Genomic DNA, 14174 nt, shown 5'->3' with positions numbered 1-14174 from the left:
CGGTTCAGGGTCGCTGCGAAACGCGCGAGTTGTGACGCACAACACAGGTTAATGCTGGCTTCAGTATTAATTGAATTTGCGTCGCCTGGACTTGAGTAGGGAGATTGACATGAACGCACACCGCCGCCTGTTGACGCCGATCGCCGGTACCGCCATCGCTGGCATCATGATTGCCGCAGCCACCCTGGGTGGCAGCATGTCGCAGAGCACCGCCGCGACGAAGACCGATCGCTTCGCCGTCGTCGGCGACAGCCTGTGTGCCGGACAGGCCTGGCCGAACCTCAGCTCCGAGTGCCTGGCCTGGGCGGACGGCGACGAAACCGGCGGTCCGGTCCGCTTCGTGACGGTCGCCTCGCACGACAAGACCCGTCAGGTGACGACGCTGAACCGCATGCCTGCCGCGGACGCTCCGCTGCAATAATTTCTAAGAAACAGTCAACGCCCTCGTTCAAATGCTGCACAAATTTGTGAGGGACTGTTGCAGATCTGCCGCGAGCGCCTACACTAATGCCTATGTTCGCATGAGGTCCATTATGTACGGTGCCATTCTCAAGAGCTCGATCCTCGCCTCCGTTTTGGGCGCAATCGTGCTCGTCGCAGCCCTGGCTGCGTCCAGCGTGGCTCCCGTCTCGACCAAAGTGGGTCAGAAAAGCGATCTTCTCGTGGCCGCGGCATACCACGCGTGCCCCACGACCGACTGCGAGAAGTTCCACGACGGGTTTGGTGGCTACCAGACCACCGTCGAGCGGGACGAAGACGCTGGCGTGTTCACGTTGACGCGGACACGCACGATGCTGGTGGACTAAAGGACTGACGGCGCGTCAGGCGACGAACCCGTCCGTCCGGGGTCTCACCACCCCTACCACACACGCTCAAGTCCTGGATGTGTCGCGCGTTTCAGCGATGCACCCCGGATGTGTCCGGCCAGGGAGGCCGCACACATCCGGGCGGAAACGTGTCGGCAATGAGAGCTGCCCGGCCCGCGGGGCGTGATGGACGTCGCCCGGTGCGTCTACAAAGCCCCGATATCCTGAAATCGACACGAAGTCGCCCGCGTCCGGCCGGAGCCGGGGCGGGCGTTGTCGTCGTGTGCGGCTACTCCTCGTCGGGTCCGGCGTCCTCGCCGGGACCTTCGGCGCCATTCTCGCCGATCTCACCGTTCTCGTCTTCGTCGCTCTCCTCCGTCACGCGGTCCACGGAGACCACGCGCTCGTCGGCTGCGGTGTTGAAGATGATGACGCCCTGGGTGTTGCGGCCGGCGACGCGGACCCCGTCCACCGGCACGCGGATGAGTTGGCCGGCGTTGGTGACGAGCATGATCTGGTCGCTCTCGTCGACCGGGAAGCCGGCGACCAGCGGACCGTTGCGGTCGTTCACGACCATCGCCGCGATGCCCTTGCCGCCGCGGGAGGTCACGCGGAATTCGAAGGACGACGAGCGCTTGCCGTAGCCGTTCTGCGAGATCGTGATGATCTGCTCCTCCGCCGCGCTCATCGCCGCGTAGCGGTCCTGGCCGAGCGGCATGTCGCCGGTGGTCCCCTCCTCGTCGTCCGCCACGGCCTCGGCCTCGCCGGCCACGGCGCGGCGCATCTTGAGGAAGGCCGAGCGCTCGTCCGGGGTCGTCTCGAAGTGGCGCAGGATCGACATCGAGATGATGCTGTCGCCCTTGCCGAGCGTGATGCCGCGCACACCCGAGGAGTTGCGGCCCAGGAAGACGCGCAGCGACGAGACGGGGAAGCGGATCGCCTGGCCGAGCGCGGTGGTCAGCATCACGTCGTGGTCGGGCGTCGCGATGGCGACACCGACGATGCCGTCGCCGTCGTCGAGCTTCATGGCGATCTTGCCGGCGCGGTTCACGTTGGTGAAGTCGCTCAGCTTGTTGCGCCGCACGTTGCCCAGCGTGGTGGCGAACATGACGTCGTAGTCGCCCCAGGTCTCCTCGTCCTCCACCAGCGGCAGGATGGAGGTGATGCGCTCACCCTCCTGCAGCGGCAGGATGTTGGAGAGGAACTTGCCGCGCGACTGCGGCGCGGCCTGCGGCAGGCGCCACACCTTCTCCTTGTAGACCATGCCGCGCGAGGAGAAGAACAGGACCGGCGTGTGCGTGTTGGCGACGAACAGGCGAGCCACGAAGTCGTTGTCCTTGAAGGACATGCCGGTCCGGCCCTTACCGCCGCGGCGCTGCGCGCGGTAGGTGTCGAGCGGGACGCGCTTGATGTAGCCGGCGTGGGACACGGTGACGACCATGTCCTCGCGGTTGATGAAGTCCTCGTCCTCGAGGTCCGGCCCGCCTTCCATGATCTCGGTCCTGCGGGGCGTGGCGAACTCGTCGCGCACGGCCAGCATCTCGGCCTTGATGATCCCCTGCACGCGGGCGCGCGAGGACAGGATGTCGAGGTAGTCGGCGATCTCGTCGGCGAGCTTCTTCAACTCGTCGCCGATTTCGTCGCGGCCGAGGGCGGTCAGGCGCTGCAGGCGCAGGTCGAGGATCGCGCGCGCCTGCTCCTCGGAGAGACGGATGGTGCCGTCCTCCTGCAGGCGGTGGCGCGGGTCGGCGATGAGGGCGATCAGCGGCGCCATGTCCTGGGCCGGCCAGTCGCGCGTCATCAGCTGCTCGCGCGCGGTCGCGGGGTCCGGCGAGGTCCGGATGAGGCGGATCACCTCGTCGATGTTGGCGACCGCCACGGCGAGGCCGACGAGGACGTGGGCCCGGTCGCGCGCCTTCGCCAGCAGGAACTTGGTGCGCCGCGCGACGACCTGCTCGCGGAAGGCGATGAAGGCGGACAGGATGTCCTTGAGGTTCAGCTGCTCGGGCCGGCCGCCGTTGAGGGCGACCATGTTGGCGCCGAACGAGGTCTGCAGCGGCGAGTAGCGGTAGAGCTGGTTCAGCACCACGTCCGCGTTCGCGTCGCGCTTCAGCTCGATGACGACGCGCATGCCGTCGCGGTCGGACTCGTCGCGCAGGTCCGAGATGCCTTCCACGCGCTTGTCGCGCACGAGGTCGGCGATCTTCTCCACCATGGTGGCCTTGTTCACCTGGTAGGGGATCTCGTCGACGATCAGCGCCTCGCGGCCCGAGCCGATCGGCTCGACGCGCACCTTGCCGCGCATCAGCACCGAGCCGCGGCCCATCTCGTAGGAGGAACGAATGCCGCCCCGGCCGAGGATGATGCCGCCGGTCGGGAAGTCCGGACCGGGGATGTAGTCCATCAGCTCCATGATCGACAGCGCGGGATTGTCGATCAGGGCGATCGTGCCGTCGATCACCTCGCCGAGATTGTGCGGCGGGATGTTGGTCGCCATGCCGACGGCGATGCCGCCGGCGCCGTTGACGAGCAGGTTCGGGAACCGTGCCGGCAGGGCGACGGGCTCGCGCTCGGAACCGTCGTAGTTGTCCTGGAAGTCGACGGTGTCTTTGTCGATGTCCTGGATCAGCGCCGTGGTGGACACCTTCTGCAGGCGCACCTCGGTGTAACGCATCGCCGCCGGAGCGTCGCCGTCGACGGAGCCGAAGTTGCCCTGCCCGTCCACCAGCGGCACGCGCATGGAGAACGGCTGCGCCATGCGCACCAGCGCGTCGTAGATCGCGCTGTCGCCGTGCGGGTGGTACTTACCCATGACGTCACCGACGATGCGGGACGACTTCTTATAGGGCCGGTTCCACTCGTAGTTGCCCTCGTGCATCCCGAAGAGGATGCGCCGGTGCACCGGCTTGAGGCCGTCGCGCACGTCGGGCAGCGCGCGGCTGACGATGACGGACATGGCGTAGCCGAGGAAGGATTTCTCCATCTCGGTCGTGATCGAGACGCCAGAGATTCCCTCTCCGCCCGCGGGCGGGCTGCCGCCACCGGGGTCCATCGGGCCACCACCGTTCGCCGTCTCGTCACTCACGCGCACATTCCCCTTACCGGAGTCTCTCAGTTAGGCGATTCAGGCCTCGTTTGCCAGTTAAGAGCTGGGACTATCCGCAACCCTTATGCGCAAATGCCGCGGGTCAGGCCCTCTCGCCGGCAAGACGGGCCTGTTGGGCGCCGCCGACCACCGCCACGCCGCCGGCCGCGATGAGGAGAACGCAGATCGCGCCGAGCCCGTCGACCGTCGCCGCGAGGCCGACGCTGCGCGCCGCGAAGCCCGCGACCAGCACCGGGATCGACATCGCGAGGTAGCACTGCAGGAAGTAGGCCGCCATCATCTCGGACCGCTCGTGCGCCGCCGCCAGCGGGACGAGGGTGCGCATGATGGCGAGGAAATTCCCGCCGAGACCGAGGCCGAGCACCATCAGCCCGCCGACCACCAGCGCCGGCGCCCCGAGGTGGACGCCCGTCACGACGAGCGCGATGCCGAGCATCGACAGCGGCGCGGCGAAGCGCACGATGGCGTGGGGCGCGACGCCGCGCAGGACGTGCGAGGAAAACGCCGCCGGAAGAAACACGCTCGCCACGATCGCCCCGCCGAGGAGCGGACTGTGGATACCCGTCGCGCGGGCGACGACCCCCGGCATCAGCGACATTGCGAACCCGCAGAGCGCCCAGTGGCCGACGTTGAGCGGCGTGATGCGCAGCATCGCCGTGCGGGCCGCCTCCGGGATCCGGATCCGCGGCACCAGCGACACCGGCGTCGCCACCCGCTCGGCGTTCGTCTCCGGGAATACGAAGGTGAGCGCGGCCTCGGCGAGGCAGAGCGCGAGGATGACGCCGTAGACGAGATGCAGCGGCTCCGGCGCGTACGTCACCAGCACCGAGGAGCCGAAGCCGCCGAGCGCCATGCCGAGGAGCGGGGCGAGGCCGTTCACCTGCGCGCCGAGCCGCCTGTCGCAGTCGACCAGCGCGGCGCCGAGCGAGGACACCGCGATGCCGGTCGCGAAGCCCTGGATCGTGCGGCCGACGAGCAGCGCGGCCAGCCCGTCGGCGCGCAGGAAGATCAGCATCGCCGTCGCCTGGAGGAGGAGCGCCGCGAAGATCACCGGGCGCCGGCCGAAGCGGTCGGACAGCGAGCCCATGAACAAGAGCGCGCCGAGCAGGGTGAAGGCGTAGACGGTGAAGACGACCGTGAGGAGGCCAGCGGAGAGGGCGAAGGCCTCGCGGTAGAGGACGTAGAGCGGCGTCGGCGCGACGGCGGCCGCGAAGTAGGTGCCGAGAACCGCGGCGTGGAAGCCGAGCGTCGCCCTCCCCGCCCGGGGCGCGGTACCCGCGACGGCGGAGACGGACGGCGCAGCGGCCGCGGACGTCAGGATCGACGCCGGCGCGGCGCCGGTTCCGGCCGCGCCACGGCTCGGAACCGTCATGCATGGGGAGGATGTCATGGACACGGGCTCACCTTAATGCCAAATCATTGCGTTAAGGATCGACCCGCTTGGGTGCTAATGCAAATATTTTGCGTTAGTGGCCGAGCAATGCAGATATGCGTGAGATGGACAGCGACGCGACCACCGACACCCGACCGACGCCCCGCCCCGGCGGCCGCAGCGCCCGCGTCCAGCGTGCGGTGCACGACGCCGTCAACGCCCTCCTCGGCGAAATCGACCGCGCCCAGATCACCGTCCCGGCGATCGCGGCGCGCGCTGGGGTGACGCCGTCGACGATCTACCGACGCTGGGGCGACCTCGGCGAGCTGCTGGCCGACGTGGCGGTGGAGCGCCTGCGGCCGGACACCCCTCCGGAGGACACCGGCAGCGCCCAGCGCGACGTGCTCCTCTACGTGACGCAGTTCGCCGACGAGATGGCGAGCGGGCCGGGCCGGACCGTCCTGAGGGACGTGATCGGCAGCACCGCGGAGAACCGGAGCGGCACCTGCTGCAACGTCACCCGCAACCAGCTCGAGCTGCTCGGCGAACGGGCGGCGGCACGCGGCGAGGACTTTCCCGGCGTGGAATACCTCATCGACACGGTGATCGCGCCGATCATCTTCCGCATCCTCTCCAACGAGCCGCCGGGCGAGGCGCGCGTGGCGGCCCTCGTCGCCCACGCGTTCGGCACGATGCCGGACCCGTCCCGCGCCGCCCCGGCCCTGTCGGCGCCTTCGTCCTAGCGTGTTCCGGCGCGCCGTCGACGCGGGGGTGCCCGCGACGGGTCTCGACCGGAAGATTGCGTGTGCGGGAACCGGAACGGCGCGGCGGCGAGGCTCGCGTGTCAGTCGGCGGCGAAGCGCAGCATGAGGGCGGTCGCGTCGTCGGAACGCTTGAAGCGCGGGTAGCGCGTGCAGTCCGGGTCGTCCGCCTCGACGGCGCGGATCGTCGCGAGCGTCCCGTCGACGTCGCCCTCCACGGCCGCCATCAGGCCGGCGCCGTCGTAGAGGCCGTAGTCGTCGATGGCCGCCTCGAAGCCGTCGGTGATCAGCAGCGCCCGGCCCTGGCGCGCGCCGTAGACATGCTGACGCGCCCGGCGGACGCTGCCGTGATCCGGCGCGAAGACGGGATAGCCTTCGGGGGTGTTGGCAGTGTTGCGCACCGTGCGCAGGTAGGCCGTGACCTCGGGGGTCCGCCCCTGACCGCCCCCCATCAGCCGGCGGGCGCTCTCATTCTCCCACTGCCGCTGCTGGTCGGAGCCGCCGACGCGGTGCATCACGCCGTCGGTCTCGATCCAGAGGCCGCAGTCGCCGAGCTCGACGATCTCGATCACGTCGCCGAACCGGGCGAGCATGACGGCGGCGGTCGGCACCTCGTAGCGCTCACGCGGCGCACGGCGGCGCTCGGCGTTGAAGCGCTCGGTGGCGACGTTCGCGGCGGACCGCAGCAGCTCCAGCGGCCGCGTCTCGGCTTCCGCGCCCGCCATCAACGCCTCGTGCAGCACGGCGGTGAGCCAGGCCGCATCGCTCGGCGCGTCGAGCAGCGCCTCGTCGCCGAGGCCGGTCGCGCCGTCGATCACCCAGGCGTAGAGGCCGGCCGACCCGCAGCCGTCCTCGTTCGCCCGCCGCGGCGACCCCGGGGCGCTGACCGAGGCGCGGACCTCGATCAAAACGGGATGTCGTCGTCGAACGGCTCGGGCGACGAGGGACGCGATCCACCGCCACCGCTGCCGCCGCCATAGCCGCCGCCGCTACTGCTGCCGCCGCCACCGCGATCGGAGTAGCCACCGCCGCCACTGCCGCCACCGTAGTCGCCGCCACCGCCGCCGTAGTCGCCGCCACCACCGTAGTCGCCGCCGCCGCCACCACCGCCGCGACTGTCCAGCATCTCGATGGTGCCGCCGAAGTTCTGGATCGCGACCTCGGTCGTGTAGCGCTTCTGGCCCTGCTGGTCTTCCCACTCGCGGGTCTGAAGCTCACCCTCGATGTAGAGCTTCATCCCCTTCTTCATGTACTGCTCGACCACGCGGCAGAGGCCTTCCGAGAACACCACCACGCGGTGCCACTCGGTCTTCTCACGTCGCTCGCCGGTCCCGCGGTCGCGCCAGGTCCGGGACGTCGCGACGCGCAGGTTGGCGATCGGACGGCCGTCCTGTGTCCGACGGATTTCCGGATCGGCCCCCAGATTGCCGATCAGGATCACCTTGTTGACGCTCCCAGCCATGCCGGTCCCTCCAGTCTTCGGGCGCGCACCCTAGCGCACCGCGGCGAATCAGAAAGCGCGACGGTGAATTGGTCCACAGTGGACCGTCCGTCACGCAGCATACATCCCCAGCCGAGAGCCTTATTCGGCCTCGGCGTCGTCCTCGTCGGTCGCCACCTGCGCGGCGAGCTCGTCGAGAACGCCGAGCTTGGCGAGCTTGGCCCGCAGCGGATGATCCTCGTCCTTGAAGCGGTTCGAGTAGGGCATCCGCGTGCCGAGCACACGGCCCAGCGCCGACCGGTCGAGCCGGTAGGCGAAGGCGTTGATCTCGTGGAAGACCTCCGCGAGCGAGGCGAGCTCGGCCTCCGACAGCGCCAGAGGCGCGCTCGGCCGCTCCGTCGACGGCGGCAGCTCGATGCCGAACTCCTCGCGCAGGAAGGCGACATGCGGCGCGGAGCGCTTGCGCACCCGGTCGAGCGCGGCCTCCGGCAGCACGTAGCGCGGGCCCTTGATGAAGTTGAAGGCGCGCTGCTGGTCGTACGGCATCTTGCGGTCCGGCATCCGCGCCATCGCCCGGTCCAGCATGTGGATGCCGAGGACGGAGAGCCCTTCGTTCACCGCCTGCCGCTGGAGCGCCGGGCCTGCCGACGCGCAGCCGAGGACGCTGAGCGCGTCGTCGATCACGTCGCCGTTGGCGAGCTGCGCCCGGTCGAAGGGACGCACGATCATGTTCTCCTTGCCCACCGCGCTGCGCCAGCGGGTGATGATCTGCGTCAGGTTGAGGATGCGCGGCTGCGCCTCGATCTCGGCGAGCGGACGCCCAGAGCGCACCCCCTGGTGCGCCGCGCTGATCGCCAGCGCCACCGGCTCGCGCACGTAGATCAGCACCTGGACCCGTCCGGCGATGTCGCGCATCGACGCGAGGCAGGCCTCGATCTCGTCCGGGGCGAGCCGCAGCAGCGTCTCCGAGCTGATCAGCCCCTGCGGCAGCCGGTTCGCCTTCGCCTCGTTGCGGTACTCCTTCAGGAACTTGGACTCGTTGCGCGCCTTGGTGCGCTTCGAGAAGGGTCGGACGAGGGCGTGGTTCGTGCGCGTCTTGCCGTAATAGTACAGCCCGTGCGCGGCCAGCGTCGCGGCATTGTCGCGAAAGGTGGCCTGAAGGGACGTCGTGCCGGTCTTCATGTGGCCGATGTGCAGGGTCAGGACGTCCACGGAATGCCTCGGGTCTGGTCGCGGGTCGCTGCGGTTTGCGCCAGCCGCCGGGCAGCGGTCAACTCTCCCCTGCGGCCTGTGGATTTGCGGAACAATGGTGCAAGGTCCATCTGTAGCATTGACCATCGCCCGTCGATGTTCCAGTTTTGGACCAACAGGTTTCCCCCGGAGTCCTTGGTATGACCATACGCGCGCGCGCCGCTGCGGACCGCAAGCTCGTCGTCAAGGGGGCGCGCGAGCACAACCTTAAAGGGGTCGACGTCTCGCTGCCGCGCGACACGCTGATCGTGTTCACCGGTCTGTCCGGCTCCGGCAAGTCCTCGCTCGCCTTCGACACCATCTACGCCGAAGGCCAGCGCCGCTACGTCGAGAGCCTGTCGGCCTACGCCCGCCAGTTCCTCGAGATGATGCAGAAGCCGGACGTCGACCAGATCGACGGCCTCTCCCCCGCCATCTCGATCGAGCAGAAGACCACCTCGAAGAACCCGCGCTCCACCGTCGGCACCGTCACCGAGATCAACGACTACATGCGCCTCCTGTGGGCGCGCATCGGTGTCCCCTACTCCCCGGCGACGGGTCTGCCGATCGAGGCGCAGACCGTCAGCCAGATGGTCGACCGCATCCTCGCGCTGCCGGAGAAGACGCGGCTCTACCTGCTCGCCCCCATCGTGCGCGACCGCAAGGGCGAGTACCGCAAGGAGCTCGCCGAGCTGCAGAAGAAGGGCTTCCAGCGCGTCAAGATCGACGGCACCTTCTACGAGATCGAGGACGCCCCCGCCCTCGACAAGAAGTACAAGCACGACATCGACGTCGTGGTGGACCGCGTCTCGACCCGTCCGGACCTCGCCAGCCGCCTCGCCGACAGCCTGGAGACCGCGCTCGGCCTCGCCGAAGGCATCGCCGTCGCCGAGTTCGCCGACGAGACCGAAGGCGACAAGCCGAAGCGCATCGTCTTCTCGGAGAAGTTCGCCTGCCCGGTGTCCGGCTTCACCATCGCCGAGATCGAGCCGCGCCTCTTCTCGTTCAACGCGCCGACCGGCGCCTGCCCGACCTGCGACGGGCTCGGCACAACGCTGACCTTCGAGGCCGACCTCGTCGTGCCCGACGCGTCACTGACGCTCGCCGGCGGCGCGGTGCTCCCCTGGGCCCGCACCGGCAACACGAGCCCCTACTACACGCAGACCCTGCAGGCGATCTGCGCCCACTACGACGCCGACATGACGACGCCCTGGCACGACCTGCCGGAGAAGGTGCGCGAGGTGATCCTCTACGGATCGAAGCGCGAGAAGATCAAGTTCACCTACGACGACGGCCTGCGCTCCTACACCACCGCGAAGACCTTCGAGGGGGTGATCACCAACATCGAGCGCCGCTGGAACGAGACCGACTCGCAGTGGGTGCGCGAGGAGCTGGCGCGCTACCAGTCGGACGCGCCCTGCCCGGCCTGCCACGGCTACCGCCTCAAGCCCGAGGCGCTCGCGGTGAAGGTCGGCGGCCAGCACATCGGCGAGGTCTCGGCGCTCGCGATCCGCGACGCGGCGCCGTGGTTCAACGCCCTGCCCGACCGGCTGACCGCGCAGCAGAACGAGATCGCCCGGGCGATCCTGAAGGAGATCCAGGAGCGCCTGCGCTTCCTCGTGGACGTCGGCCTCGACTACCTGCAGCTCTCGCGCGGGTCGCGGACGCTGTCGGGCGGCGAGAGCCAGCGCATCCGCCTCGCCTCGCAGATCGGCTCCGGCCTCACCGGCGTGCTCTACGTGCTCGACGAGCCGTCCATCGGCCTCCACCAGCGCGACAACGCCCGCCTGATCGACACGCTGAAACGCCTGCGCGACCTCGGCAACACCGTCATCGTCGTGGAGCACGACGAGGACGCCATCCTCGCGGCCGACTACGTCCTCGACATCGGCCCCGGCGCCGGCGTCCACGGCGGCGAGATCACCGCCGAGGGCACGCCCGACGAGATCATCGCCAACCCCAACTCGCTGACCGGCAAGTACCTGTCGGGCGTCCTGGAAATCCCGCTGCCCGAGAAGCGGCGCGCCAGGAAGAAGGGCAAGGCGATTAAGGTCGTCAACGCGACCGGCAACAACCTCCAGGGCGTCACCGCCGAGTTCCCGCTGGGGCTCTTCACGGCCGTGACGGGCGTGTCGGGATCCGGCAAGTCGACGCTGGTGATCGAGACGCTGTACCGCGCCGTCTCCCGCAAGCTGAACAAGTCCCGCGAGGTCCCCGCCACGCACGAGGCGATCACCGGCCTGGAGCACCTCGACAAGATCATCGACATCGACCAGTCGCCCATCGGCCGCACGCCGCGCTCGAATCCCGCCACCTACACCGGCGCCTTCACCCCGATCCGCGACTGGTTCGCCGGCCTCCCCGAGGCGAAGGCGCGCGGCTACGGTCCGGGCCGCTTCTCCTTCAACGTCAAGGGCGGGCGCTGCGAGGCGTGCCAGGGCGACGGAGTCATCAAGATCGAGATGCACTTCCTGCCCGACGTCTACGTCGAATGCGACGTCTGCAAGGGCAAGCGCTACAACCGCGAGACGCTGGAGATCGAGTTCAAGGGCCGGTCCATCTCCGACGTCCTCGACATGACCGTCGAGGAGGGATGCGACTTCTTCTCGGCCGTCCCGGCGGTGCGCGACAAGCTCGTGACGCTGAACCAGGTGGGCCTCGGCTACATCCGCATCGGCCAGCAGGCGACCACCCTCTCGGGCGGCGAGGCGCAGCGCATCAAGCTCGCCAAGGAGCTTTCCAAGCGGGCCACCGGGCGCACGCTCTACATCCTCGACGAGCCGACCACCGGGCTCCACTTCCACGACGTCGCCAAGCTCCTCGACGTCCTGAAGCAGCTCGTCGACCAGGGCAACACCGTCGTCGTCATCGAGCACAACCTCGAGGTCATCAAGACCGCCGACTGGATTGTCGACATCGGCCCCGAGGGCGGCGACGGCGGCGGCCGCATCGTCGCCTCCGGGAGGCCCGAGCAGGTGATGAAGGTCGCCGAAAGCCACACCGGCCACTACCTCGCCGAACTGCTGGAGCGCCGTCCCTCCCGGCGGGAAGCCGCGGAGTAGGTCGGGAAGGCTCCGCCGGCGGCCGGGGATGCGGCGGCGCCTCGCATTCGCCGGAGCGTCGGTACGGGCGGAGCGGCCGAGTGCGAGGGTGTTCCCCCTCGCGCTCCCCCGCCTCGCCGGCGGGCAGGGGTTCAGCCCGGAACGGCGCTTCGCACCCTTCCGACCTGACCCCGCCCCCCGAGGCTGTGACGGCGTGCGGGCGCGTCAAGGGTAAAGGCTCCGCCCGCGCTGCGCGCGCCCTTGACCCGCCCGCACCCCGTCGGAGACGAGCCCCGCGGTCCCCCTGGCCGCGCGGCCTTCCCTACAGCGAGAAGGTGGGGAGGGTGAGGACGAAGCGGGCGCCCTTCCCGGGCGCGTCGCCGACGGTGATCGACCCGCCGTGCGCCTCGACGAGGCCCTTCACGATGGCAAGGCCGAGCCCCGCGCCGCCCGTCGCCCGGTTGCGCGAGGCCTCGAGTCGCACGAACGGCTCCAGCAGCAGCGCCCGGTCGGACTCGGCGATGCCCGGGCCCTCGTCGTCCACGGTGAAGACGACGGACCCGGGCGCCGCCGTCAGGCTGACGTGCGCCCTCGCGCCGTACTTCACCGCGTTGTCGACGAGGTTCGCGATCATCCGTTTCAGGGCAAGGCGGTCGCCGAGGACGCTGGCGTCCGTCGCGTCGTCCGCCACGACGAGCGTCACCGGCGCGCCCAGCTCGCCGCGGCCGCCCACCTCCTCGCGCACCAGGTCGGCGAAGGTGAGGAGCTCTTCGGACAGCTCGCCGACGCCCGCGCGCGTCGCGACGATGGCGTCGTCCAGCATCGCGACGATGTCGATCACGTCGCGCACCGCCCGGTCCCGCGTCTCGCTGTCCGGCAGCTGCTCCAGGCGCAGGCGCAGCCGGGTCGCGAAGGTGCGGACGTCGTGGGAGATCCCCGCCACCATCACCATCCGCGAGGCGACCAGCGTGGCGAGGCGCGCCTGCAGCCGGTTGAAGGCCGCGACCAGCGAGCGGATCTCCGGCGCCGAGGAGCGCGACTGCGGCAGCGGCGGCGAGGAGCCGGAGAGGTCGATGGCGTCCGCCGCCTCCGCCAGGCGCCGCAGCGGCGCCATCTCCCGGTGCATGATCACCAGCGAAGCGAGCGCGATCAGCGTCCCGATGAGGCCCGCGACGATCCCCACCGGGAGCCCGGCATAGTTCAGCGACGACGGGTTGTGCGCCGTGATGACGAGGGTCTCGCCGGTCCTGAGGCCGATCTGGAAGCGATAGCCCTGGCGCGTGCGCGTCAGGCGGTTGACGAGGCGCCCGGTCGAGGCGACCGGGGTGACCGTCGCCGTCCGCCCGTCGGGGAGCCTCATCGGCTCCGCGTCCTCCGGCGGGGTCGTGCCGCCGGGCCGGAGGGGGGCGGATTCGATGTCGATCTCGAGGCCGGAGGTGTGCAGCGCGTCGCCGAGCGCGGCGCGGTTCTCGCCGGTCTCGTAGAGGGCGACGATGGCCGCGAGGCGCTCGGGCGCCAGCAGCGCCGGCTCCCGGGCCGGGCGCTGCGAGGCGTAGTAGTAGGCGACGTTGCCGAGCCAGGCCGCGACCATCGCCGCGAAGATGATGAGCGCGATCCGGCTGCCGAGGCTGAGCGGTGCCCTCACGTCAGCGGCCGAACCGTGGCGGTAAAGAGGTAGCCGCCGTTGCGCACGGTGCCGACGAGGGCGGAGCCAGGGCTCGCCGCGTCGAGCTTGCGGCGCAGGCGCGAGACCAGCATGTCCACCGTGCGGTCGAACGGGTCGGCGTCCCTCCCGCGGATCTTGTCGAGGATGTAGTCGCGCGTCAGCACCCGCCGGGGCGCGCCGACGAAGCACGCCAGGAGGTCGAACTCGCCGGTCGTCAGCGCGACCTCGTCCCCCTCCTCCGTCGTGAACTGGCGTGCGTCGAGGTCGATGACGAAGCGGTCGAACGCGTAGCGGCGGTTGGTGCGGACCGGCGCCGGATCCGACGCCCGGCGCAGGCGTGCGCGCACCCGCGCCACCAGCTCGCGCGGGCCGAACGGTTTCACGACGTAGTCGTCCGCGCCCATCTCGAGACCGAGCACGCGGTCGATCTCGTCGCTCTTGGCCGTCAGCATCAGGATCGGCACCTGGTCGCGGGCGCGGATGCGGCGGCAGATGGCGAGGCCGTCCTCGCCCGGCAGCATGACGTCGAGGATGATGAGGTCGGGCCGCATGTGGGACATCACGGCGTCGAGCGCCGCGCCGTCGCCGGCGACGGCCACGCCGTACCCCTCCTTCCGGAGGAGGCTGGCGACGAGGTCGGCGATGTCGGGATCGTCCTCGACGACGACCACGTTGGCGGCAGAAACGGTCATGGCAATACTATGGCATCCTCAACGGATATAGTAAATTCAGCTCACGACCTCGTATACAA

At 69.7% G+C, this 14174-nt stretch carries 11 protein-coding genes; 4 read left to right on the top strand and 7 right to left on the bottom strand.

The window, feature by feature from the left end:
• The first annotated feature begins 109 nt into the window (after window positions 1-109).
• Together DLJ53_RS25445 and DLJ53_RS25440 are read left to right on the top strand one after the other, a co-directional pair.
• On the top strand, window positions 110-421 hold the full coding sequence (locus DLJ53_RS25445) for a hypothetical protein (protein ID WP_111350490.1): 312 nt from the start codon (window positions 110-112) through the stop codon (window positions 419-421).
• Between the two features lie 112 nt (window positions 422-533).
• Window positions 534-806 (top strand): hypothetical protein, encoded by a 273-nt coding sequence (locus DLJ53_RS25440; protein ID WP_111350489.1) that lies wholly within the window; start codon window positions 534-536, stop codon window positions 804-806.
• A gap of 289 nt (window positions 807-1095) precedes the next feature.
• Here the strand turns inward: DLJ53_RS25440 and gyrA are convergent, their stop codons facing one another.
• Together gyrA and DLJ53_RS25430 are read right to left on the bottom strand one after the other, a co-directional pair.
• A complete protein-coding gene (gene gyrA, locus DLJ53_RS25435; protein ID WP_111350487.1) occupies window positions 1096-3858 on the bottom strand; it encodes a DNA gyrase subunit A in 2763 nt (920 codons plus the stop codon).
• 136 nt (window positions 3859-3994) lie between these two features.
• Window positions 3995-5302: an MFS transporter gene (locus DLJ53_RS25430; RefSeq protein WP_146620085.1), complete on the bottom strand. Its 1308-nt coding sequence runs from the start codon at window positions 5300-5302 to the stop codon at window positions 3995-3997.
• Window positions 5303-5400: 98 nt separating this feature from the next.
• On the opposite strand from DLJ53_RS25430, the gene DLJ53_RS25425 reads away from it, so the two are divergent.
• Window positions 5401-6027, top strand: coding sequence for a TetR/AcrR family transcriptional regulator (locus DLJ53_RS25425; RefSeq protein ID WP_202913344.1), 627 nt, complete (start codon window positions 5401-5403; stop codon window positions 6025-6027).
• A 101-nt stretch (window positions 6028-6128) separates the two neighbouring features.
• On the opposite strand, the gene DLJ53_RS25420 is transcribed toward DLJ53_RS25425, so the two are convergent.
• From DLJ53_RS25420 to DLJ53_RS25410, 3 genes are all read right to left on the bottom strand, one after another.
• Window positions 6129-6953: a protein phosphatase 2C domain-containing protein gene (locus tag DLJ53_RS25420; RefSeq protein WP_162409540.1), complete on the bottom strand. Its 825-nt coding sequence runs from the start codon at window positions 6951-6953 to the stop codon at window positions 6129-6131.
• Window positions 6950-7507, bottom strand: a complete 558-nt coding sequence (gene ssb / locus DLJ53_RS25415; RefSeq protein ID WP_111350481.1) for a single-stranded DNA-binding protein — start codon at window positions 7505-7507, stop codon at window positions 6950-6952. Before ssb ends, DLJ53_RS25420 begins: the two co-directional genes overlap by 4 nt.
• Window positions 7508-7627: 120 nt before the next feature.
• Window positions 7628-8698: a hypothetical protein gene (locus DLJ53_RS25410; RefSeq protein WP_111350479.1), complete on the bottom strand. Its 1071-nt coding sequence runs from the start codon at window positions 8696-8698 to the stop codon at window positions 7628-7630.
• Window positions 8699-8877: 179 nt separating this feature from the next.
• Between DLJ53_RS25410 and uvrA the strand changes: the two genes are divergently transcribed.
• Window positions 8878-11778, top strand: coding sequence for an excinuclease ABC subunit UvrA (uvrA, locus tag DLJ53_RS25405; protein ID WP_111350477.1), 2901 nt, complete (start codon window positions 8878-8880; stop codon window positions 11776-11778).
• Between the two features lie 301 nt (window positions 11779-12079).
• Here the strand turns inward: uvrA and DLJ53_RS25400 are convergent, their stop codons facing one another.
• Window positions 12080-13402, bottom strand: coding sequence for a HAMP domain-containing sensor histidine kinase (locus DLJ53_RS25400; protein WP_202913343.1), 1323 nt, complete (start codon window positions 13400-13402; stop codon window positions 12080-12082).
• Entirely contained in the window at window positions 13399-14115 is a 717-nt protein-coding gene (locus DLJ53_RS25395; protein ID WP_111350475.1) for a response regulator, read from the bottom strand. The genes DLJ53_RS25400 and DLJ53_RS25395 overlap by 4 nt, the downstream gene beginning before the upstream one ends.
• Window positions 14116-14174: the final 59 nt, after the last annotated feature.

The organism is Acuticoccus sediminis (assembly GCF_003258595.1).
Classification (GTDB): Bacteria; Pseudomonadota; Alphaproteobacteria; order Rhizobiales; family Amorphaceae; genus Acuticoccus; species Acuticoccus sediminis.
This window is presented reverse-complemented; position numbering and strand designations above follow the sequence as displayed.

Excerpts from the sequence above, each read along its gene's own strand:
- DLJ53_RS25440 (WP_111350489.1), top strand. The coding sequence starts at position 534 with ATGTACGGTGCCATTCTCAAGAGCTCGATCCTCGCCTCCGTTTTGGGC.
- DLJ53_RS25430 (WP_146620085.1), bottom strand. The coding sequence starts at position 5,302 with ATGACATCCTCCCCATGCATGACGGTTCCGAGCCGTGGCGCGGCCGGA.
- DLJ53_RS25425 (WP_202913344.1), top strand. The coding sequence starts at position 5,401 with ATGCGTGAGATGGACAGCGACGCGACCACCGACACCCGACCGACGCCC.
- gyrA (WP_111350487.1), bottom strand. The coding sequence starts at position 3,858 with ATGGACCCCGGTGGCGGCAGCCCGCCCGCGGGCGGAGAGGGAATCTCT.
- DLJ53_RS25445 (WP_111350490.1), top strand. The coding sequence starts at position 110 with ATGAACGCACACCGCCGCCTGTTGACGCCGATCGCCGGTACCGCCATC.
- ssb (WP_111350481.1), bottom strand. The coding sequence starts at position 7,507 with ATGGCTGGGAGCGTCAACAAGGTGATCCTGATCGGCAATCTGGGGGCC.
- DLJ53_RS25395 (WP_111350475.1), bottom strand. The coding sequence starts at position 14,115 with ATGACCGTTTCTGCCGCCAACGTGGTCGTCGTCGAGGACGATCCCGAC.
- uvrA (WP_111350477.1), top strand. The coding sequence starts at position 8,878 with ATGACCATACGCGCGCGCGCCGCTGCGGACCGCAAGCTCGTCGTCAAG.